Genomic DNA, 22,345 nt, shown 5'->3' with positions numbered 1-22,345 from the left:
CGAAGCCCCGAGGACTTGAAACACCCTTCAAATCCGAGTCCATCCGTAGGCCGGGTTCCGGCACGCCCTTGACCCGCCCTACCGAAAAGTATAGATTTCAGACCACCATGCGCCCGTAGCTCAGCCGGATAGAGCGTCGGACTTCGAATCCGCAGGCCGGGGGTTCAAATCCCTCCGGGCGCGCCAATTAAGCAAAAAAGCCACCCCGCAAGGGATGGCTTTTTTGCTTATTAGCTCGTCGGGTGAGAACCCCTTTGGGCTGTCCAATTCGCCGAATGTCGAATTGGACAGCCCAAAGGGCTGGGGCGAAGCCCCGAGGATTTGAAATGCCCTTCAAATCCGAGTCCATCCCGACGGGCACTACTGTTATTTTTTTAAAGGAATTTTCTCCCTCTTTTCTCCCTATGAAAAAAAAGGGAAGCGGATTAGAAGTCGGGGGCGGCATTTTGGGCAGTATACTTATTTATTATCCTTGCGAGGGCAACTATCCCCAGATCACCAGACCCGAATCCGGCTCGTTCACAAGATTGGGATGGGTCGGTCTGACCCTGATGGCGAAACCGTTGCGCCCCACCTCTTCGCCCAGTATCGTCCCGCCAAAGACCACTTCGCCGGTGTCTTTTTTCATGTCGAAGTGGAGGGGGTGGGATTTGGGGGAGGATATCTCGCCGCTGTTGTCGAGCGGGCCGTAGTAGGCCTCGACGCGCACGTCGTCGTTTTCGAGGCCGCCCAGAGCCACCGTGCAGCTTATCTCGAGCGGCTCCCCTATCGGCGTCTCCTTGCGGCTGAGTTCTTCGACCTTGGTGACGGCGACGTTCGGCCAGGCGGTCTGGACCTTCTTTTTCCATTTGGCGAGGTGCATGGCGGCGCGGTAGTTCTCCGCCCCGATGCGCCTTCGATATTTTATGGCGGGCTTGTAATATTTTTCGGCGTATTCGCTCACCATCCGGTCGGTGTTGAAGACAGGGATGAGGGTTGCCATCGCCCGCTTCATCTTTTTGACCCAGCCGATCGGCACCTCTTCTTCGAGCCTGTCGTAGAAGAGCGGAATTATGTCCTGTTCGAGGACCTCGTAGATGTCGTAGCTGTCTAGCTGGTCCTGGGTCTCCAGGTCGCCCTGCTCTTCGCCGTTGCCTATCGCCCACCCGACTTCGTTGGTGTAGGCTTCGTCCCACCAGCCGTCGAGTACGCTAAGATGGAGGCCGCCGTTGGGTATGACCTTCATTCCGCTGGTGCCGCAGGCTTCGAGCGGCCTTCTGGGGGTGTTCAGCCAGATGTCCACGCCCTGCACAAGATATCTGGCGATGTTTATGTCGTAGTCCTCTACGAAAACCACCCGGTCGCGAAATTCCCTCTGCCTACAGAAGCGTATTATCTGCTGGATGAGCTTTTTGCCTTCGTCGTCGGCGGGGTGCGCCTTGCCCGCGAAGACTATCTGCGCGGGTCTGTCCTTGTCGCCGAGTATCTTGTAGAGCCTCTCCGGCTCGCGGAAGATGAGAGCCGCCCGCTTGTAGGAGGCGAAGCGCCTCGCAAACCCTATGGTGAGCGCCTCGGGGTCGAGCACCTGCTCGCCGGAGCAGACCTCGCTCTGGGCGCAGCCGCGCCGGGCGAGGTGTTTGGGAAGGTTCTTCCTCACGTAGCCGATGAGGCGCTGCTTGAGCCTCTCTTTGGCGCGCCAGAGTTCGTTGTCCGGTATCTCGTGGATGCGCTCCCAGGTTTTTTCGCTGTTGGTCTCGTTCATCCACTGGGGGCCGAGATAACGGAAATAGAGTCTCGCCATCTCGTCCGAGAGCCAGGTCCGCACGTGGATGCCGTTGGTGACGTGGCCGATGGGGACTTCGTCCACCGGCGTCCCGCGCCACACGTCCGCCCACATCTTGCGCGCCACCACTCCGTGAAGGCGGCTTACGCCGTTGCGGTAGATGCTGGTCCGTATGGCAAGCACCGCCATCGAAAGGTCCTGCTGCCCCTGCGAGGGGTCGCTGAGGCCGAGGCGCATCACCCCTTCCATCGGTATCCCCATATGTATGAGTTCCTGGCCTAGCTGGGCCTTTATGAGGTCTGCCGGGAAGTGATCTATTCCAGCCTGTACCGGGGTGTGCGTGGTGAAGATGTTTCCGGCGCGTATGGCCTCGATCGCCTCCTCGAAGGAGAGGCCGAACTCCGTCATCGTGATTCTCGCCCGTTCGAGGGCCAGAAAGGCGGAATGGCCCTCGTTCATGTGGAAGACGCTGGGAGACTTGCCGATCTTCTGGAGGAATCTCACGCCGCCGATTCCGAGGACTATCTCCTGCTGGAGGCGTATCGCCGCGCCGGGCGCGTAGAGGCGGGAGGTTATCTCCCTCATGCTTGGGGTGTTTTCGTCCAGGTTCGCGTCGAGAAGGTAAAGCGGAACCCTCCCGACCTTCACCACCCAGGCGCGCAGGCGGACCGTCTCCTCCTGAATCTTCACCTCGATGACCACGGGCTCGCCGTCCTCGCCCCGCACCAGCGTCAGCGGCATATTGTGGAAGTCGTTCTCCAGATAGACCTCCTTTTGCCAGCCGTCGTAGGAGAGGTACTGGTGATAGTGGCCCTGCCGGTAGAGAAGGCCGACGGCCACGAGGGGGAGGCCGAGGTCGCTGGCGCTCTTCACGTGGTCGCCCGCGAGCGCCCCGAGGCCGCCCGCGTAGATCGGGAGGCACTCGTGGATTGCGTATTCCATTGAAAAGTAGGCCAGGCAGCTTCCGTCGAAATCGCACGGCTCCCCGTCGGTCATATCCGATTTTGGGGCGGTGTCGAGGTACTCCTTCAGGGCTTCGCTTATCCTCTCCATGTGGGCTATGAAAGGCGGGTCCTGCGCCAGCTCCCGGAGCCTCTGCTGCGAGACCATGCCGAGCATCGCCACGGGGTTGTGGGCGGTTTTGGACCACATCTCGTGGTCTATGCGCCGGAAGAGGTCGACCGCCTCGGGATTCCAGCTCCACCAGAGATTGAACATTATCTCCTTAAGCGGGGAGAGGAGGTCCGGCACCTTGGGTACTATGCTGAACGGATGCACCTTCATTATTTATTCTCCGATTTCGGCGAATGGCTGTGTCGTTTCTCGGGCGCGAGTCTCGGCGTATAAACGATACTGCCTTCGACTGCGCGCCCTGCGGACTCCTTGCCCTTCGCCGAAATAGCGTGCTGGAGTAGTCCGGGCTTCTCGCGACGCTTTTCAACGGCTCCCACTGGAATCCCTTTCGAGGATGATAGCCGTACGGCTGGGCAGATAAAAATTCGCAACGTGCATCATCTCGCTTCCCGCCCTTCTTGGGAAAGTGAAATACCTTTGCCCCGGTAAAATCCTGTCGAACCCTCCGAACCTCTTTTCGTCCGAGTCCATAAGCAGGGTGTAGGAGCCCGGAGGCAGCGCCACTCCGTAGTCGGTGTAGGAGGAGTGAGGGCAAAAATTGAAGATGACGAAGAGGCCGCCGCGCTCCACGGCCACAACCTTGTCGGACGCTATGAGGTCCAGAACCCTCGGCCAGCTCCCGAAAAGCCTGTCGGGATTCGTGAAGAGCCGGAGCATCTCCCGGTCGAAATCCGCGAGGAAGCGGTAGCGGAGGCGCGGGTCGTCCCGAAGGCTCCACTGCCTTCTGGCGAACTTGTAGGACCAGCCGTTGCCCTCCCTGGGGAAATCTATCCACTCGGGGTGGCCGAATTCGTTGCCCATGAAGGTGAGATACCCCCCGCCGGAGGCGACGAGGGTGAAAAGGCGCATCATCTTGTGGAGGGCTATGGCCCTGTCGATGGCGAGGTCGCCGCTGGTCTCCTCCATCGCCGTGTAGACCCTCGCGTCGGCCAGCTTGAAGAGCATCGTCTTGCCGCCGACGAGGGCCTGATCGTGGCTCTCGACGTAGGAGATGGTTTTTTCTTCCCTTCTCCTGCGCGTAAGCTCGAACCATATTCCCCCTATGTCCCACTCCTCGTCACGCAGGGTTTCGGCGACCTTGAACCAGACGTCCGGTATCCCCATCGAAAGGCGGTAGTCAAACCCCGCGCCCCCCTCGCTCACCGGTGCGGCCAGCCCCGGCGCGCCGCTCACGTCTTCGGCGATCGTAATCGCACCGGGGTATATCTCATGTATGAGGAGGTTGGCGAGGGCGAGATAAGCGAAGGCGTCGGTGTCGAATTCGCCGGTGAAGTAGTCGTCGTAGGAGGTGAAGTTCTTGTTCGCCCCGTGGTGGGTGTAGAGCATGCTCGTCACCCCGTCGAAGCGAAAGCCGTCGAGGTTAAACTCGGTAAGCCAGTAGCGGCAGTTCGAGAGGAGGAACCGGAGCACTCCCGGCTTCGCGTAATCGAAGAGGCGCGAGTCCCAGAGGGGGTGGAGCCCTTTCGGGCCGGAGTGAAAATAGAGGTGATCGGTGCCGTCCTGACGGGAGAGGCCCTCGTTTTCGTTTTTCACCGCGTGGGAGTGGACGAGGTCGATTATAACGCAAAGGCCGAGCGCGTGGGCGCGGTCGATGAGCGATTTGAATTCCTCGGGGGTGCCGAAGCGGGAAGAGGGGGCGAAAAAGCTCGATACGTGGTAGCCGAAGGAGCCGTAGTAGGGGTGCTCGGCGACGGCCATTAGCTGCAGGGTATTATAGCCGGCGTCGGCTATGCGCTGGAGGAGGTTGTCGCGAAATTCGACCCAGGTTCCCACCCCCTCTCGCTCTTCGGCCATGCCGGCGTGGGCCTCGTAGATTATCGGCGTTTTCGGGGAGGGAGGTCGCGGAAACTCCCACCGGAAGGGGTTTTCGGGCTTCCATACCTGCGCCGAGAAGATTTTGGTGGCGTTGTCCTGAACCACCCTTCTTGCGCACGCAGGAATCCTCTCTCCGTAGCCTCCGCGCCAGTGTACCCCGAGCTTGTAGTGCTGCCCGTGGCTGAAGGATTCCTCGGGAAAACACCCCTCGAAGTCGCCTCCCCCGGTCCGCTGGAGGCGGTATTCCTCGCTTTCCCGCCATCCGTTGAAATCCCCGATGAGGTAAATATCCGTAGCGCCCGGAGCCCACTCCCTAAAGCGCCAGCCCCCGCCCGCGCACCCCTGGAGTCCGTAGGCTTCGTGGGCGTCGGCGAATTTGACGAGGTCGCCGAGTCTTCGCCCGAGCTGTTCGACGACGGCGGCGCGCGCCGCGATTTTATCCGCGTAGGGAAGAAGGTATTCGTCCAGCCAGCCGGGGAGGTTTTTCATCGCCGCCTACCCCGCGCCCATGTCTTTGGTGACAAGGGGCCTCTCCAGCATCTTTTCGTAGAGCTTGATGTACTCGGCCGCGGTTACGTCGTGGCGGAAGGTCTTCTCTCCATCCGTCATGATCCTCTTGGTCTGCGTTTCTCTCATGCTTTCCGGCAGCCTGTAGAAATCCATAGCCCTGTCTACCCCCCACCGGAGCCCCCCGGCGTCGAAATCGCGGAAGGTAAAGCCGTTGCCGGTGGAATTTTTCACGTCGAGCGGGAAGACCGTATCCTTGAGACCCCCGGTTTCCCGCACCACCGGCAGGGCGCCGTAGAGTATGCCTATCATCTGGGGAAGCCCGCAGGGCTCGAAAAGGGAGGGCATCAGCACGAAATCGGCGGCGGCGAACCCCTGCCTGCTCAGGTCTTCGTCGAAATCCCGCAGGCTTACCCTTCCCTGGAGGTTTCTGGACCTTATAATCTCGTGAAACTCGTGGGCGAAGGGGCCCCTTGACACCATTGCGACCTGCAGCCCCTCGAAACCGTAATCCCGGACGATGGCTTCGAGTATCTCCGCAAGCAGCTGACACCCCTTTTGCTGTGGGTCTAGGCGGGAGGGCCAGAAGAAGATCGGCGCGTCCTGCTCCTCGAAGAGCCCCATCGACTTCTGGAAGTGGAGCTTGTTCTTGCGCTTTCCCTCCCTGTGGTCGGCCGAAGTGTAGTTGACCTGAAGGGCGGGGTCGGTCGAAGGGGTGTAGGAACCGTCGGGGGCGTTGAGTATCCCGGTGGCGCACCCGGCGTAGTACTTGCCCCGAAGCTCGTTTCTTATGTGCGGAAGGATGAAGTCGTGCTGCCCCTCGACTATCTCCTCCAGAAAGGACTTGCTAACGGTGTTGATGAAGTGCGCCGCGAAGATGCCGCTGGTCAGAAAATCCACCGGGTCACGGTCCCTCGTTTCCTCATAGGTCGAAGGAGGGTAGACGTAGTAGAGGTTCAACCAGAACCCGGCCGCGTCTATCCCGTAGTCCTCTATTTTCGCCAGTTCCATGAGCTGGGTGTGGATGTTGTGGACGGTGAAGAGGCTGGGAATTCCGAGCCTGCGGGCGTGGGCGGGAATGAGGCCGGTCATCCAGTCGTTGCAGTGGATAAGGTCGGGGTGGACCCTCGGTATGATGTTGTTTATCACCTCGCGCTGGAAAGCCAGCGAGAGCCGGGGATTTTCAGATTCGTAGTTTCCGTAGACCGCGGAGCGGTAGTAAAAGATCCTGTCCTCGGCAAGGTGTATCCTGTCGTGGGGGAGCTTGCGCTGGTAGAGGCGAAGCTCGTCGCTTATGAGCTGGTTTATGTCTATGGAGAAGAGCTGGCGGTAGTTGGGGATGGCGACGTGCACGTCCACGCCCATCTCGAAGAGGGCCGAGACCAGTGAAGCCGAAACGTCGGCCATGCCTCCGGCCTTGGCGCTGAGGCGGTTGGCCATGTTTCCCATGCCGTTGGGCAGGTAGGTAATTTCCGGGGTGACGATAAGTATGCGCGGCTGTCTCGCCTTCCTTGCCCCGGCCCGGTTTTTAGCTGGAGGCATGAGGCTTTCCTCTACTGGACATCAATTACGCTGTTCAGGGAACCCATGCCGTTGGAGGTCCACTCGGGGCACGAAGTGTCGAGAGACCAGACTCCGTTGATGACGAACTTGTACTCATGCCTGCCCTTGGGGAGAAAGAGCGTCTTCTGGAAATTTCCGTCGCCCTTCTCGTCCACAAGCGGAATCGCGGCCGGCTCCCAGTCGTTGAAACTTCCGGCGATAAAGACTTCGTCCCCCGGATTTGCCTTGCAGGAGAAAACCACTTTCTTTTTCCCGGCGTTGTGAGTAGCCATTTTGTGTCTCTTTCTGTGAGGTTTATATCAGCCCTTAATAATTCTACTCCTGTTTTTCAATAACACAAAAATTCTGTACGCCTCGGTCGCTCCCCAGAGCTGCGCCCCGCAGCCGCGAAGCGAATGGGGGGCGTCGCCGTCCATAATCTCCGCCACGTGGCCCAGACATCCCGCCTCCATCACCGCGCCGCAGGAGCTCATCAGCGAAAGCGCTTCCGCCCTGGCGCACTCTCCCAGGGTTAGGTAGAGGGCCTCGCAAAAGGAGGGGAGAAGGAAGGTCCAGGCGGTGCCGTTGTGGTAGGCGGGCTTCCGGGAAAAGTCCTCCGGCCCCTCGTAGCGGCCCCGGTAAGGGTGCCTGGGGTCGGAGAGGAGCTTGCCGCCCTGCTCGATGTGGAGGGGGAAGGCCACCTCCCTGTCCGCGAGGCTCCTCATGCCGCCCGGAACCAGCAGCTCCCTGCACGCCTCGATTATCCCGTGAGCCTCGCTCGTTCCCGCCGCTCCGAGGGTGACGGCGAAAAGCTGGTTCGGACGCAGGTGGTCGTCGGGAACGCCTTCCCTCGCTCCCTGCCCCGGCGCGGCGTGGAGGCAGTCCGACATAAACCCCCTTTTTTGAGAATAAAAGAGTTCAAGTATGGAGGATCTCGCCTGACCGGCCAGCGCAGCCCAGTTTTCAGAACCGTCGATTCCGGAGAGCCCCCGGAGAACCTTGTACCAGAGCGCCTGAATCTCGACGGGATAACCTTCCCGGGGAGTTCCGGCGGGAAAATTCGTGTCCATCCAGGTGTAGTGGGCGGGGCTGAAGACCAGAGCGGTGGCCGGGTCCATGATTATCGAATTGGGGGTGCCCCGGATGTAGCTCTTCGCGATGGAGACGATTACCTCCCGGAGCGTCCTTTTGCCTAGGGCGGTTTCCCAGAAATCCTCGTTTCCGGTGGCCGCGGCGTACTCGAAGGCCGCGACCGCGAGCCACAGGGGGGCGTCGGAGGTATCCCGGTTGGAGGAATCGCTTCCCCGAAGCGCGTTGGGCAGGGTCCCCTCCCTTTCCATCGCGGCGAAAGAGGTAATCACCTTCGCCGCCGTGGAGGTTTTTCCCATCGCTATGAGCCCGCGAGCGGCTATGAGCGAATCCCTGCCCCAGTCAAGGAACCACGGGAAACCGGCCAGAAGGGATACGGAGCCGCTTCTTTGAACCTCGAAAGCGGAGGCGGAGGATTCGAGAGCCTCGGCGATAGGGACCTCGCGGTGAAACTTGCCCTCCCTCACGGGCGCCGGCCACTCGGGTTCCCCCTCTCCCCCGAAGAGCGCCCATGCCCGCGACGAGACGACGCCGTCGCCCCGAAGCTCCATCCGAAAATAGCCGGGGCTGAAAAGGTCGCTTCGCGACTCCAGCCCGCGCCCCTCCTCGAAGGGATGGGCGACGTTGTAGAGCCACTCCGGCTCGCTTGTGAAGAGCGAGTCGAAAAAGCGCATTTCAAAGGAGCGGAAGGGGTCGGGCCTGAAGGCGAAACCCTCCTTGGAGGGGAAAACGGCTCCGGGGAACCTCGCTTCGGCCCCCATCCACGCCTTCGTCACGCCGTGGCAGGGGCGGTCCTCGATATCCGGCCGGACGATAATCGCCACAGGCTCGTCGGGGGGCAGTTCCTCCTCGATGACTCCCGTGGGCCGGAGGAACTTCAGCTCCACCGCGTTTTGGGAGGGGAGGATGGAGAGGCGGGCCTCGATTCTCACGTACTTGCCCATCCCGCAGGGAATCTCGAAAAACCAGGCCATGTGGCAGTTGTCGTCTACCGCAAAGCCTGTCATGCACTCGGCGGAAAGCTCTCTCGAATATCCCCGGTACACCAGCCACGCCCTGCACCTTCGCAGGAAGACCCACCTGTCGGAGGGGTCGGTTCCGGAGGGGTTGGCGCTAAGGAAGGCGTCGTAAACGCTTTCGAGGTGGCCCCACCGGGCGCGCGCCATCGCCATCGTCCCCCTTCGGTTGGAGAGAATCGCGTGGCTGCGGGGGGGAAACCCTTTCGCGGCGGGACGGTACATCGTCACCGCCGTATCCTCCCCGCCGCCGAGGAGCAGCGCCTTTCCCTTGTACCGCGCCGCCACCCGGCCGTAGACCAGAATCTCCAGCTCGACGGTTCTTTGCGTCTCGTGTTTCTCGCCGAGCGGAGGGACGAGGACGAAATAATCTCCTCCCGATGAGCGTATGGCCCTTTCCCTTAAAAGCACCTTTCCCCCGCTCACCAGAGTCAGCTCGAAATCCTCCTTTGACTCGGCCAGAAGGACGTTTCCGGGGGGAAGGGGGAGGACGCGGCGCAGGTCGGAGGGGTAGCGCCACCGCGAAACCGGCGGCAGGGGGCAGCCGGAAAGCTCGGCGCAAAGGAGGTAGGGGTCGCCCTGATGAATACTCTCCAGTTCCATAAGCCTTTCGGGGGTAATCTCACCGGCCTTTCCCCAGACCTTCGCGAGGCGAAGGAGCGAGCGCCTCGCCATCCGCTGGCTCATCAGCGCCCGAAAGTCCTCCCCGTGGCGCTCGTGGGCGTAGCCGAGGCAGAGGACCTCGCCGGCCCGGAGGGTCAGCAGGTGTTCCTCCTTCTGGGTTCCGACGCTTACCGCCTTCCGGGAGAGCAGATCGACCGCCTCGGCCTTGTCGAAGGGGAAGTCCTGCCGTTTCCAGCGGACTGTCCCCTCCTTTTCGGTGTCGAGGTTGGCTATTACCAGCACCGCCGAGCCCCCGCAGCTTCTCCTGACGGCGAGCGCCGAGCGGTTCTTAAGGCAGCCGACGATTTTCAGTTCCGCCTCGTTGACGAAGGTCTGATGGGTCGAAAGGAGGGTGTTGAGTTTCGCGATCCAGTCCACCTGATTGTGCGCCGCGCCCCAGTTGAGTTCGCCCGCCTCGTGGACCTCTATCTTTTTTGTGGCCAGCCACTCCGCGCCGTTGGTGAGGCCGAAGCCGCCCCACTGGGATACCAGGGCGCTAAGGCCGCACCGCATCCTTGCGTAATTCTCCGAGCGGGCGGCCAGCCTGTCGTTGTCGTGGGTCTCGGCGAAGTGGATGAGAGGCCCCTTTAATCGCGATACTCCGTCCGACCAGGGGATGTAGGCGTCGAGCTGGTCGCGCGTGTAATTCTGGAAGAGTTCCGAGTAAGCCCAGTCCAGACCGGCTTCGACCAGCAAAGATTCCATCGTCCAGAGCGGTCCCCCGAGCCCTTCGAGGAAAAAGACGGTGTCGGGGAACTCCTCCCTGACCTTGGCCACCATGTAGCGCCAGGCCTCCACCGGGACCATGTACCCCGCGTCGCACCGAAAACCGTCCACCCCCAGCCTGCACCACCAGAGAAAGACCTCCGCCATGTAGCGCCAGAGGTGTTTCGAGGAGTAGTCGAGCTTGGAAAGGTCGCTCCAGACCACCCCCCACGCGCCGGGGGAGAGAAAGGATTCGTCGCTGGAGCGGGCGAACCATTCCGGGTGGTGAATCTGAAGCCAGGAGGCCCAGCCGGTGTGGTTTACCGGGATGTCCAGAAAGACCTTCGCGTGAAGGGAGTGGCTCTTGTCCACCAGCTCGCGAAGCTGGTCCAGCGGGGTGGTCCTCCTGTCGAATTCCGCCATCGCCGGATCGGTGTCCATGAAGTCCAGCGACGCGAAGGGGCTTCCGAACCTCCCCATCCTGCCGTAGGTGGTGGGGACCGGGTGCACCGGAAGAAGCTGGATAATGCGAAAGCCGAGGGTCTCCACGATGAAGGGTATGCGCTCGCTAAAATCGCGGAAGCGCCCGGAAGGGGGGATGACCGTATACCCCTCCTCCTCCAGTTTTTCGACGTTCTGGCTGAGTTCCGCCGGGCCGGGAAGGGTCTGCGAGTGTTGCCTGACGAAAGCGGAATAGATGGTGTTGGCGAAGGAATACTCGGCGGAAATAACCTTTATGCGAATGTTCCCGCCGGAAGGCCACTGGGGCTCGCCGCCGCGAGGCAGGCAGAAAGCCTTCGCCCAGAAGACGCCGGTTTCGAGGAGGGGGAAGGTGACGGAAAAAACTCCCGGCCCTTTGCGCTCCATGCGCAGGTCGCGCCAGTCGCGGTCGAGCCTCGGAACGCCCGCCTCGACCTCATCGATTATCTCGCGCCTTCGCACTCCCGCCCTCCCGAGAGTCGTCCGCAGGTACGCCTCGACGCCCTTGTCCTTTTGCGTCTCGAGGGTAACCGTCAGAAGGTCGCCGGTGAAGCGGACCAGTTCGGCTCCGGGGGAGGGGGTTTGTATCATAGTTTAGCCACCTCGGGGAGGGCGTCCGTTAGCAGTAATGATTTTAGCATATACCGGTTCACCTCTGAATCCTTAGAGGGAAAAACCTTTCCCTGCTTTTTTCGCCGTACCCGGTATATTTAATGAAACGTTAACGGATAGAACGGGATTTAAAAGATGACGATAAAAACCATAACGGGCAAAGCCGGAATAGGCGCGCTGCTTCTTCTGGCGTGCATCCTCGTGTCGGCGGCCCACGCCAGCGCCTTTAGGAGAGTGCAGGAAGGCTCGAAGATAGAGGACTTCACCCTCGAAACCATCGACGGCAAGGACTTTTCCCTCTCCAAAAACCTTGGTGAGAAGGCAACCCTCGTTATCTTCTGGGCCTCCTGGTCGCCGCGAAGCGTAGAGGCGCTCGCCGACTATCAGAAAATCTACGAAAAGCGCAGCGGGGCGGGGTTACAGGTAATCGCGATAAACGCCGAGCATCAGGAGTTCGTGCCTGGGGAAATGGGCCTTTACAGGGCCGCCGTCTCCCTCGCCGGGGCCAAATACCCGGTGCTTATGGACAAGTCTCTCACCCTTTACAACGAGTACGGCGTCAGCGCCCTCCCCTCCACCCTTCTCCTCGATTCCTCCTCCACCATCGTCTACGCTCTCTCCGGCTACCCCACCTCGATGCGCGACGAACTTCGTGAAAAGGTGGACGGCATGCTCGGCCTCGGGGCGAAGCCGAAGGAACCCGAGATACACGTTGCAGCTGCGGGCAAGGCGGTCAGGTACCTGAGATCGGCGCAGCTATTCCAGAAAAGGGGGATGCCCCACAAGGCGATAGAGGCGATTGGGAAGGCGATGGAAGAAGACCCCAACTACGCCGAAGCGCTCGTCCTGCTCGTGGAGCTGTACGAAAAGGTCGGCGAACCCGCGAAAGCCGAGGAAACGAGAGCCAGGCTGAAAACTCTGGCCAAATAGATACAGGTGTGTAGGATGGGTTTTAGATATGTAGGGTGTGTTAGCCGCGAAGCGGCGTAACGCACCACTTCTCCTTCGTCATTCCCGCGAATGCGGGAAACCAGTGACTTTTGTGTGTTTCGCAGGTTTTACAGCTAGCGGGGCTTTGCCCCGCGCCCTTGGTACTTCTTTTATAAAGAAGTACCCAAGAAATCGGCCCGGGAGGAGCCGCTCGCTCTTCGAGCGACCGGTCGCTGCGGCGGGGGCGTGAGGGGGCACCCGTTCGCTGCGCTCACTAAGACCCCCCCCGCCGCCCTTTCCGCCTCCGCTCCCTGCGTCACCTACGGGCCACGAGGGGGAGACGAAAGGATGGCTCGTCCAAAAACGGGATAATGAAATGTTTTTGGCCTCGAAAGTAGTTTGTTTACAGCTATTCGAGATATGTGTAGAAAATCTACCTTTGGGCGGTCAAAAGAAGCGGTGTTGGGGCGCAGGGTCGAATAGCCCCGCAACTATATAATTACATTCAGGTTTTATTGGTGTTAGTTTATCTCTGACTTTGTTCCGGCCAAAAACAAAGGGCTTACGGTTTTACCCGTAAGCCCTTGTCATTTATGGGGTGAGTGATGGGGCTTGAACCCACGACAACCGGAGCCACAATCCGATGCTCTACCAACTGAGCTACACCCACCATAAATCGCTTTAAAAACCTGCTTAAAGCCTCGTATGCTTCGTCGCGTGCTCGCTCCACGCTCGCCTAACAATAAGTTATGTCTCGCGTCTCGCTCCGCGTCTCCGTGGCTTCCGCGACGGTTTTTAAAGCGATTTAGACGCAACTCCCAAGCGGTTGTAAATATATTGGCACGCCTGAAGGGATTCGAACCCCTGACCCACGGCTTAGAAGGCCGTTGCTCTGTCCGACTGAGCTACAGGCGCGCGTTTCCCTTCTTGTGGTCGGGACGAAAGGATTTGAACCTTCGACCCCCTGCGCCCAAGGCAGGTGCGCTACCAGGCTGCGCCACGTCCCGATGAGGACGCAAAAGCTAACACAACATAAAGTGTAATACAAGAAGGTAGAGGCCGTCGCGACCTTTTTTGACTTCCGGAAACCCGAAATTCCGTCCGGCCCCGCTTCCGAGGTTCCATAAACGTCTTTCGATTTCGCGCCGGATTTTCCTTCGCCTTCCGGCAAACTGTTTTGGCGAAGGGCAAGGAGTCCGCAGGGCGCGCGGTCGAAGGCAGTATCGTCGTCTATACGCCAAGACCCGCGCCCGAGAAACGACCCCCGGTAGAGGCTTCCGGGGGCAGGCATAGCCGAAACAGGAAGCCGGGTCAGAAGTGCTCGTCGCCCCGCATCCTCAAAGTCTCCGTCATCCACTTCGGAAGCTGGCTCACTATCTTCCTGTCGCGAAGGAGCCCCATCCCGGCGACCTTCCCTCCCACTTTCAGTATGACGAAGCCCTTGCCCTCGCCCGCTTCGAGGCTTCTCCCCTCGGTCAGCGCTTTCAGGTCGCTCGCGGTTATCTCGGCGACGGCGCGGGTTGCGTGGACGCCGAAGAGGAGTATGCCCCCGGTCGCGGGTTTCATGGCCCCGCTGTGGCTTTCTTTGAGCAGCGGTATACCCCCTTCCACCGGAAAGAGAAGTTTTTCCGCCTCCACGGCCTCTTCGCGGACGATGAAGATCTGGTCGCCCTTCTTGAAAAGGCGGTAGCCCGTGAAGACCTCGGGGTCGATCCCGAAGCGCTCGCTAAGCGAGGAGAGGGCCTTGTGGCTCTCTTTAGGATTTAGCCAGTCGAATGACAAAGAATCCCTCCGAATCGAAGTAGTGCGGGTAGAGCCGGGCGGCATTTTTGAGTTCGCCGGGCAGTTTTTTCCCCTGCCACTCGGTGAGGCCGTCCACCGCGGGCAGACCGAGGCCCAGCGGGAGGACGCGAAGACCGTGTTTCTCGATGAAGGGGGCGACTATAAGCTCGTTCTCCGAGGGGGCGTAGGTGCAGGTGGAGTAGACAAGCTCCCCGCCCTCCTCCAGTATTTCGAGGGCCTGCCGGAGTATCCCCTCCTGCCGCTCGGTCATCCGGTCGCGGGTGTCTTCGGTGTTGTCGCGGGGGCGCGAGTCGAGGCCGCGCCAGGTCCCTTCGCCGGAGCAAGGGGCGTCGACGAGTATTTTGTTGAATTTCGTCCGAAGCGGGTAGTTCTGCCCCGAGTAGCAGGTGATTATCGTGTTCGCTACGCCCACGCGGCGCAGGTTCGCGTTCAGCGATGTTATCCGCTTGTGGCTCGGCTCGTTGGCGACAATGAGGCCGGTGTTACCCATCATCTGCGCGATGAGGGTGGTCTTCGAGCCGGGGGCGGCGCAAAGGTCCAGCACCCTGTCGCCCGGCTTCGCGCCGAGGGCGAGGGCGGAAACGGCGGAGGAGGCGCTCTGCATGTAGATGAGACCGAGAGCATGGGCGAGGGTCGAGCCCAGCGGCATCGGGGCCTTCTCGACGCGGAATATTATGTCGCTGAAGGGCTCCGGCTTGAGCGCGAAGCCGAGCCCTTCGAGGTTTCTCACTACCTCTTCAGGCGTCGCCTTAAGGGTGTTCACCCGGATGTGCGAGGGAGGGGCGGTCTTCACGGCGCGCAGAAAATCCTCGAACTCGGGGATCAGATCGGCGTAATGGTCGAGCCTTCTTGCCGGATTCGCCATTACGAGTCCACTTCGGCTATGAGCGCGGGGGTGAAGCCGATAAAATCCGCGCTGGTAAGGTGATAGGTCACGTTATTCCTTTTTCCGTAAGGATTTTTAAAGCCGCTCTCCCCCGAGAGGTGGAGGTGGCCGAAGACCGCGTGATCGACCCCGAATTCCTCCAGAAGCTCCGTCACCTTCGTCGGCTCCATCGCCGGCGAGGCGGGGGGGAAGTGGAGCAGCGCGATTCTGAGCCTCGTTTCGCCCCTTAGGGAAGCGAGGCTCATACGCAGGCGCTCCACCTCCCTGTCGTAATGCTTTTTGTCTTCCTCCTCGCCCAGTATCGAGTAGAAGATATCCCCGCTCTCGTCCTTTCGCGCCGGGTAGAGGGGCGTGAGGTCGAGCGAGGGGTCCACCCAACCGCGCGCCCCCGCGAAGCCGATACCGTCGATAATCACGCTGTCGTGCTGGAGGGCGAAGACGCCCTCCGGGAGTGCGCTCCGTAATTTCGATATGGAAGGCCACCAGTAATCGTGGTTGCCCTTTATTAGCACCTTCCTTCCGGGTAGGGAGCCGAGCCATTCCAGTTCGGGCAGGACCTCAGGGAGCTTCGTCGCCCAGGAAAAATCCCCGGCGAGGCAGACGATGTCCCTCTCCGAAACCTCGCTTCTCCACTCTTTTTCGACTCTTTGGGCGTGGTTGTCCCAGCAGGGGCCGAAGACGCTCATCGGCTTTTGCCCCGAAAAGGAGAGGTGGAGGTCGGAGATGGCGAATACGCGCATTAAAATCCTTGGCTCAAAATCGATTTTCCCGGTTATTATCCAGAGCACATCTACCAGCGGGGAGCGCCAAAAGCCAGTGTTTTTGCGTGGACTGGGGGGCTCGCCAGAAGATATGCTGTTTTAAAAGGACAAGTGCGATTTTAGCTAAAAGATTTTTGCCGAAAGGGCTCGACGTTGCCCTGACGAAGGTGCGGGCCGGGAAGCTGGCGGTTTCCCTTTACCGCGTCGCCGATCCCAACGCCCTGGCGGATTCGGTCGATCCTGCCACCTTCGCCGTGGACGAGCGCTTCCCCTACTGGTCGGAGGTCTGGCCCTCCTCGCTGGGGCTGGCGGCGTATATTTCGCGGATGGATATTCCCTTTGGCCTTCCCGCGATAGAACTTGGGTGCGGCACCGGCCTTTGCGGGGTCGTCGCGGCGCTTCGGGGCGCGAGGGTTACCTTCACCGACTACGAGCGGGACGCGCTCCGGTTCGCGAGGGCGAACCACGCTCTAAACACCGGCAGACCGGGGCTGACGCGGATTTTCGACTGGCGCGACCCCCCGCGAAACCTTTCGGCGCGGCTGGTGCTGGCTTCGGACGTCATCTACGAGAGCCGCTTCATCGAGCCCTTCCTTCGCGCCCTGAAAAGGACGACCGCCCCCGGAGGGATGGCGCTGGTGGCGGAGCCGTGGCGGAAGATCGCGCGAAATTCCGTGGAAAGGCTCGAAGGGGAGGGGTTCAAGCGAACACTCCACCTAGAAGAGGTGACCATTGACGGGCGGACCCACGCAATCTGGATCCACAAACTGCTAAGGACGAGAAGGCGCACAGCCTGAAGGCTTGAAGAACCGCTAAATGGATTTCGATAGAACCCCGCAGAACTTTCTCCTCTGGCTCAGGAGCCGGAAGCCGCAACTCGCCCGCCTCCTCGACGGCGCGCGCTCCATCGGCAGTTCCGGCCGGAGGGTGGAGATACGAGCGCCGGGCGAGGGGTGGCCGGGAGCGGAAATTTTTTCAAGGAGAGAGGAGCTTTCCTCGGCGGTCAGGGAATTCTGGGGCGCGGGGGCGGTTCTTGAGCTTTCAAATACCCCGTGGGACAAGGAACGGCTGCCTTTCCCTGTTACGGCGAGCAAGGTCTGGAACCACGTCGCTTTTTTCGCCCTCGAAGGCGAGGGTTCGGCGGTAGCTATTATAAGAAAACCGGCGCTTGAAAAACTTCCGGCAAAAAACGGCGGGAAAGCGGAAATCGGAGAATTCGAGAAGGCGGGCGGTGTTCTCTGGCGCGGCCTGCCTTCAAAAACCGGGGAGTTCTTCCCCTCTCTCCTCGACCGGCTCCTGCCGCTGATGAGGGAGGAGCGCTCCTACGTCCATCTGGTGACGGGTTTTGCAGGCCACGAGATTGCCGGGGAACTGGAATCGGCCCTTTACGCCGTTAAGGAGTGGGGCACGCCGCTTTCTCCCGCTCCGCTTCTGCAAAAATACATCGGGAGGATTCACTTCGCGGACTCCGAAAACCCCTCCCCCGGCCTCGCCCTCGCCCTTTCGCTGGCGAAGGCGTGCGATATAAATGAGGATGGAAGATGAGCTTTTTCGTCCCCGCCTTCGAGGACGGGCGCATTCGCGCGGTAACCCACGAAAAGAGGTCGCTGGAGTTTATATCGGGCCTTTCGGGCGCGCCCCTCTTCGCCTGCGTCATCGGCTCGACCGAAACGGCGCTGATCGAGGGCATCTCGGCAGCCGGGGCTACCCCTGAAAAGCGGCGCTATACCGCCGCCCTCGACGCGGAGTTCCTCGTTTACGGAAGGCCCGTAACCCTTCCCGACATCCCCCGCAACCCCCTCGGCCCCCCCAGCCCAGTGGTGATAACCCACGCCTCGCTGAAGGAGATGGAGATCGCCCCGGTAATCGTCGATTCCGGCACCGAAGTCCCCCCGGCGACCCCGATACTGGATTTGAAGCTAAAACCGGGGAAAGATATCAGGACCGGGAAGGCGCTCGATTTGCCCGCCGATTTCGCCGACAGGTGCCGCGCCGCCGGAAGGGTGCTGGCCTGCCAGAAGGAGTGGCTCATCCTCTCCGAATCGGTGCCGGGAGGGACCACGACGGCTCTTTCCATTCTGCTGGCGCTGGGCATAGACGCGCTCGGCAAGGTTTCCTCCTCTATGCCGGGGGGAAACCACTCCCAGAAGGAGGAGGTTGTCAGGACCGCGCTGAAAAACGCCGCCCTTAAAGCCGGTTCAACGGGAATGGAGATAGCTTCCGCCGTGGGCGACCCGATGCAGCCCGCAGTCGCGCTGATGGCCCTCGAAGCCAGCAAGCGCGTCCCTGTGGTGCTCGGCGGGGGAACCCAGATGGCCGCCGTCTACGCCCTCATCTGCAGGCTGGTAAAGGAAGGCGAGGAGGGGAACCTCCGGAACATCGGGCTCGCCACAACGAGCTGGGTCGCCGCCGACCCGTCGGCGGACCTTCGCGGGATACTTCTGGAGATAAACGACGAGGTCCCGGCGCTGGCGGCCTGGCTGGATTTCGGAGGTTCGAGGCTCCAGGGCCTTCGCATGTATGAGGAGGGGCTTGTAAAGGAAGGCGTGGGCGCGGGGGCGGCGGCTTTCGGCGCTTTCGGAGTCGCGAACGTTTCACACGGCCGGCTGGTCGAAAAGATAGAGAAGATTACGGAAGGACTTAATGGCTGAGAACTTTATACCGCAGGATCACGGAGGCGACCTCTACTCCAGGGAGGAGGGGCCGGTCCTGTGCGATTTTTCCGCCTCCATAAACCCCCTCGGCTACCCCGACGGGCTGACCAAAGCCCTGGAGGAGCACTGGGGGGAGGTGCTCCACTATCCCGACCGCCACTGGAGGGCGCTTGTCGCCGCGATACGGGGGCGCTACGAGCTTTCGGGGGGAGAGGTGCTCTGCGGGAACGGCTCGGCCGAGCTTCTGGACCTCGTCATACGGTCGCTGGCGGTGAAGAGGCTGCTTCTTTGCCCGCCGGATTTCGGCCTCTACGAGCGTTGCGCGCCTGCGGGCGTCGAGATTGTGAGAATCCCGCGCGACGAGGAGACGGGGTTCGGGATAAATCCCGGGAAACTGCTCAAAGCCGTGCGCCCGGGCGACCTTGTCCTCTTCTCCAACCCCGGAAACCCCTCCGGCGCGGTGCTGGCGAGGGAAGAGGTGCTGGCGCTGGCGAGGGGAATAAGCAGCGCGGGAGCGGTTCTGGCGGTTGACGAAGCCTTCGCGGACTATTGCCCCCGCTGCTCGGTTCTCGACCTCCCCTGCGACGAGCCCGGTCTCGTGGTTATCCGCTCCCTGACCAAGTTTTACGCGATACCCGGGATACGGGCGGGGTTCCTCAGCGCGGGGTGCGAACTCGTCAAGAGAATCTCCGCCCTCCAGCTTCCCTGGTCGGTCAGCGTCCCGGCGCAGGTGCTGGCGGCACACTGCCTCTCCGACGACAACTGGGCCGCGAGGAGCAGGGACTATCTCCTGCGCTCGCGGGAAAAGCTGGTCGCCGGACTGAAAGCGATTCCCGGCATGACCCCGCTTCCCTCCGAGGTGAACTACCTCCTCGTACGCCTCGATCCCCCCGCCCCTAACGCCGACGAGCTTTATGCGAAGCTGCGCCGCGTGGGGACCCTCGTGCGCCACTGCGGCAGCTTCGGCCTCGGCTCGCGCTACGTCCGCGTGGCGGTGAGAACCGTGGGGGAGAACGCCGACCTCGTCAGGCACCTCCAGAAGATATCGGGGACCGCGGGCCAGCCGCTTTAGGCGATGATCCCCTTCACCCACCTTGACCTCGCGGCGGCCTGGGGGCTCGACCTGATCATCGGCGACCCCCCGGTCTTGTCGCGCCTGCACCCCGTGGTGCTCACCGGGAAGCTGATAGCTTTTCTGGAAAAGGCTCTCTACGGGAAGAGCGCCGGAACCGGAAGGGTCCTTAGGGGAGGGATATTGTTTCTCCTCACCGTGGGCATAGTCTTTGCGGCAGGTTTCGGCGCTGTCGCGCTGCTAGGGAGGTACGACGAAAACCTCGGGCGCGCGGTGGGGGTGGTTCTGGCCTTCTTCTGCGTCGCCACCCGCGACCTCGACAGGCAGGTGCGGCGCGTAGCGGTGGCGGTAAAGGAAAAGAGGCTGGAAGAGGCACGGAAACACCTCTCGATGATAGTCGGGCGCGACACCGAAAATCTCTCCGAGAGGGAGATACTCAGGGGCGCTTTCGAGACGGCGGCGGAGAACAGCTCCGACGGAGTCGTCGCACCCCTCTTCTACCTCGCCCTCGGGGGCGCGCTGGGCTTTGGCCCGGCGCTGGGGCTAGCGTACAAGGCGGTCAACACCCTCGATTCGATGGTCGGCTACCGGAGCGAGAGATACAAGGATTTCGGCAAGGTCTCCGCCCGCGCCGATGACCTTTTCAATTACGTACCGGCAAGGCTGACCCTGTTTCTGGTCGCGCTTTCCGCGCTCTTCGGACCGGGAAAGGGGCTTCGGGCGCTCAAAATCGCCTTTCGCGACGCCCGCCTCCACGCCTCCCCCAATTCCGGCTACCCGGAGGCGGCCTACGCGGGGGCGCTCGGCGTCTGCCTCGGCGGAACCAACGTCTACAAGGGTGTGGAGAGGGCTTCGCCCTTCATCGGCGACGATATCGAACCCCTCACGCCGAAAAAGGTTTTAAGCGCCCTGACGCTCACCCGGCTCCTCTCTCTTTTTGCCCTCCTCCTCTTCGGGGGGTGCCTCTGGTTTTTTCAGAGCTGACGGGCGGGTTTAAATGGCGGGAGGCGCTTTGGAAAACCGTTATGCGTTGACACCGCAAACGGCGATTTGCTAGTGTAGATATTTGCTTTTTGGCTGTGGAAGTGATTGACACAAAAGCGGATTTTTTAAATGGCAACCCTCGTTGACTCGGTCCTCAAAGCGCTGATAGAGGCCGGGGGCGAACCGGTTTCAGGGCAGGAGCTGGCAGCGTCGCTCGGCGTAACCCGGGCGGCGGTGTGGAAGTCGGTCACCGCCCTTCGCGAGGAAGGCTACGTCGTCGAGAGCGTCCACGGCCTCGGCTACCGGCTCGCCGGGGGGAAGGGGACGCTACGGCCGGGCGAGCTTTCGGCCCTCCTTGGGACCAAGACCTTCGGCAGGCACCACCGCCACTACGCCGCCACGAATTCGACCAGCCGCCGGGCGGCGGAGTGGGCGGAAGGCGGAGCGCCGGAAGGGGCTCTCGTCACCGCAGACAGCCAGAGCGCGGGCAGGGGAAGGCTGGGAAGGCAGTGGTTCGGAGAGCCGGGCGAGAGCCTCGCCATGACGGTGATACTCCGGCCCGAGGTGGAGCTTTCGCTGGCCCCGCTCCTGACCTTCGTCGCGGCTATCTCCCTCGCCGAAACCCTTCTCGGCTGGGTCGAAGGGGAGGCGGTGGAGGTGAAATGGCCCAACGACGTGCTTCTCGGCGGTCGCAAGGTCGCGGGGATACTCCTCGAATCGCGGGTTGAGGGTGTGCGAATCGACTACCTTTCCCTCGGCGTCGGGGTGAACGTATTGGGAACCCCGGCGAGGTTTCCGGAAGAGTTCCGCGAAAGCGCCGCGACGCTCGAAGAGTTTTCAAAAGCGGATTGTCCGGCCCCCGTGGAGGTGCTCTCGGCCTACCTCCAACGGCTTGAAGGGGATTACTTCCTCTTCTCAAGCGAGGGTTTCGGCCCTTTCAGGGAGAGGTGGGGGAGGCTTTTCCGTATGGCCGGGCGCGAGGTTACGGTGGTCTCCCGCGGCGGCGAGCTTCGGGGGAAGGTTCTCGGCCTCGCTGAGGACGGCGCGCTCGAACTTGAGACCGGCGGCGGAATCAAGAGGATTCTGGCGGGTGACGTAAGCTTTTCGACAACCAGAAAGTAAGGGGGCATGGGGTTTTAAATGCTTCTCGCTATAGACATCGGCAACACCAACACCGTCCTCGGGGTCTTCTCCGGAGAAGAGCAGAAGGGCCACTGGCGCCTCGGCTCCGACCCGAACCGTACCACCGACGAGTACGGAGTCCTGCTTCGCGGGCTCTTCGATTTCGCGAAGATTCCCGTCGAGGCCATCGACGGCGTGATAATCTCCTCGGTGGTTCCCGCCCTGAACCGCGTCATAGCCGACGTGGCCCGCGTCTACATGGGACTGGAGCCTGTCTGCATCGGTCCCGGCATCCGCACGGGCATGCCCATCCGCTACGACGACCCGAGGGAGGTGGGGGCCGACAGGATAGTAAACGCCGTCGCGGCCTACGAGCGCTTCAAAAAGGCCGTAATCATAGTGGATTTCGGCACTGCGACGACTTTTGACTACGTCACGCCCGACGGGGCTTACATGGGGGGGGTGATTGCGCCGGGAATTGGTGTTAGTATGGAGGCTCTCTTCAGCCGCGCGAGCAAGCTTCCCAAGGTGGCCTTCGCGAAGCCTCCGCAGGTCATAGGGAAGAACACCGTCCACGCCATGCAGGCGGGAAGCTATTACGGCTACGCGGCGATGGTGGAGGGGCTGATAAAGAGGCTGACGGACGAGGTCGGCACGAACCCCCTGGTCGTTGCCACGGGTGGAGCGGCCCGCCAGATAGCGGACGAGATAAAGGCGATAGATTATGTAGACGAGTTCCTGACCCTGGAGGGTCTCAGAATAATTTACGCAAGAAACCTTTAAGGTCTTTTAATTAAGATAATTGGGG

Annotated in this window: 16 protein-coding genes and 4 tRNA genes; 9 read left to right on the top strand and 11 right to left on the bottom strand. The window is 61.3% G+C overall.

Features of this window, described 5'->3' with window-relative positions; all coding sequences use genetic code 11:
• The first annotated feature begins 109 nt into the window (after nt 1-109).
• Nucleotides 110-186 (top strand) — tRNA-Arg (locus tag EPN96_01495).
• A gap of 298 nt (nt 187-484) precedes the next feature.
• On the opposite strand, the gene EPN96_01490 is transcribed toward EPN96_01495, so the two are convergent.
• The 5 genes from EPN96_01490 to EPN96_01470 form a co-directional block, all read right to left on the bottom strand.
• Nucleotides 485-3,046, bottom strand: a complete 2,562-nt coding sequence (locus EPN96_01490) for a glycosyltransferase family 1 protein (protein ID TAL18466.1) — start codon at nt 3,044-3,046, stop codon at nt 485-487.
• A 153-nt stretch (nt 3,047-3,199) separates the two neighbouring features.
• Nucleotides 3,200-5,200 (bottom strand): 1,4-alpha-glucan-branching enzyme, encoded by a 2,001-nt coding sequence (locus tag EPN96_01485; GenBank protein ID TAL18465.1) that lies wholly within the window; start codon nt 5,198-5,200, stop codon nt 3,200-3,202.
• 6 nt (nt 5,201-5,206) lie between these two features.
• Nucleotides 5,207-6,760, bottom strand: coding sequence for a glycogen synthase (locus EPN96_01480; GenBank protein TAL18464.1), 1,554 nt, complete (start codon nt 6,758-6,760; stop codon nt 5,207-5,209).
• Between the two features lie 11 nt (nt 6,761-6,771).
• Nucleotides 6,772-7,053, bottom strand: a complete 282-nt coding sequence (locus EPN96_01475; protein ID TAL18463.1) for a hypothetical protein — start codon at nt 7,051-7,053, stop codon at nt 6,772-6,774.
• 27 nt (nt 7,054-7,080) lie between these two features.
• On the bottom strand, nt 7,081-11,304 hold the full coding sequence (locus tag EPN96_01470; protein TAL18462.1) for a glycogen debranching protein: 4,224 nt from the start codon (nt 11,302-11,304) through the stop codon (nt 7,081-7,083).
• 156 nt (nt 11,305-11,460) lie between these two features.
• On the opposite strand from EPN96_01470, the gene EPN96_01465 reads away from it, so the two are divergent.
• The gene (locus EPN96_01465) at nt 11,461-12,255 is read left to right on the top strand and encodes a redoxin domain-containing protein (protein TAL18461.1); all 795 of its coding nucleotides are present in this window, start codon (nt 11,461-11,463) and stop codon (nt 12,253-12,255) included.
• A gap of 594 nt (nt 12,256-12,849) precedes the next feature.
• Here the strand turns inward: EPN96_01465 and EPN96_01460 are convergent.
• The 6 genes from EPN96_01460 to EPN96_01435 form a co-directional block, all read right to left on the bottom strand.
• Nucleotides 12,850-12,925 (bottom strand) — tRNA-His (locus EPN96_01460).
• Nucleotides 12,926-13,093: 168 nt separating this feature from the next.
• A tRNA-Arg gene (locus tag EPN96_01455) sits at nt 13,094-13,170 on the bottom strand.
• 15 nt (nt 13,171-13,185) lie between these two features.
• A tRNA-Pro gene (locus EPN96_01450) sits at nt 13,186-13,262 on the bottom strand.
• Nucleotides 13,263-13,566: 304 nt separating this feature from the next.
• Nucleotides 13,567-14,037: a hypothetical protein gene (locus EPN96_01445; protein ID TAL18460.1), complete on the bottom strand. Its 471-nt coding sequence runs from the start codon at nt 14,035-14,037 to the stop codon at nt 13,567-13,569.
• Nucleotides 14,012-14,923: an RsmB/NOP family class I SAM-dependent RNA methyltransferase gene (locus EPN96_01440; GenBank protein TAL18459.1), complete on the bottom strand. Its 912-nt coding sequence runs from the start codon at nt 14,921-14,923 to the stop codon at nt 14,012-14,014. Before EPN96_01440 ends, EPN96_01445 begins: the two co-directional genes overlap by 26 nt.
• Nucleotides 14,923-15,684 carry a phosphohydrolase gene (locus tag EPN96_01435; protein ID TAL18458.1) on the bottom strand — a complete coding sequence of 254 codons (762 nt, stop codon included), beginning with the start codon at nt 15,682-15,684 and terminating at the stop codon, nt 14,923-14,925. The genes EPN96_01440 and EPN96_01435 overlap by 1 nt, the downstream gene beginning before the upstream one ends.
• Nucleotides 15,685-15,839: 155 nt before the next feature.
• On the opposite strand from EPN96_01435, the gene EPN96_01430 reads away from it, so the two are divergent.
• The 7 genes from EPN96_01430 to EPN96_01400 all read left to right on the top strand — a co-directional run bounded on the left by EPN96_01430 (nt 15,840) and on the right by EPN96_01400 (nt 22,320).
• Nucleotides 15,840-16,502, top strand: coding sequence for a methyltransferase (locus EPN96_01430; GenBank protein TAL18457.1), 663 nt, complete (start codon nt 15,840-15,842; stop codon nt 16,500-16,502).
• Between the two features lie 19 nt (nt 16,503-16,521).
• Complete coding sequence (locus tag EPN96_01425; protein TAL18456.1) at nt 16,522-17,250, top strand: hypothetical protein; 729 nt, start codon at nt 16,522-16,524, stop codon at nt 17,248-17,250.
• Nucleotides 17,247-18,356, top strand: a complete 1,110-nt coding sequence (locus EPN96_01420; protein TAL18455.1) for a TIGR00303 family protein — start codon at nt 17,247-17,249, stop codon at nt 18,354-18,356. Before EPN96_01425 ends, EPN96_01420 begins: the two co-directional genes overlap by 4 nt.
• Complete coding sequence (locus tag EPN96_01415; GenBank protein ID TAL18454.1) at nt 18,349-19,431, top strand: pyridoxal phosphate-dependent class II aminotransferase; 1,083 nt, start codon at nt 18,349-18,351, stop codon at nt 19,429-19,431. The genes EPN96_01420 and EPN96_01415 overlap by 8 nt, the downstream gene beginning before the upstream one ends.
• Nucleotides 19,432-19,434: 3 nt before the next feature.
• The gene (gene cobD, locus EPN96_01410; GenBank protein ID TAL18453.1) at nt 19,435-20,415 is read left to right on the top strand and encodes a cobalamin biosynthesis protein CobD; all 981 of its coding nucleotides are present in this window, start codon (nt 19,435-19,437) and stop codon (nt 20,413-20,415) included.
• Between the two features lie 129 nt (nt 20,416-20,544).
• Complete coding sequence (locus EPN96_01405; protein ID TAL18452.1) at nt 20,545-21,537, top strand: biotin--[acetyl-CoA-carboxylase] ligase; 993 nt, start codon at nt 20,545-20,547, stop codon at nt 21,535-21,537.
• Nucleotides 21,538-21,555: 18 nt separating this feature from the next.
• Nucleotides 21,556-22,320 (top strand): type III pantothenate kinase, encoded by a 765-nt coding sequence (locus tag EPN96_01400; protein TAL18451.1) that lies wholly within the window; start codon nt 21,556-21,558, stop codon nt 22,318-22,320.
• The last annotated feature ends 25 nt before the right edge of the window (nt 22,321-22,345 follow it).

It is taken from the genome of bacterium (assembly GCA_004322275.1).
Classification (GTDB): domain Bacteria; phylum Desulfobacterota; class Deferrisomatia; order Deferrisomatales; family BM512; genus SCTA01.
Note: the sequence above shows the minus strand (reverse complement) of the source record. Positions and strands in the feature narration are given on the sequence as shown.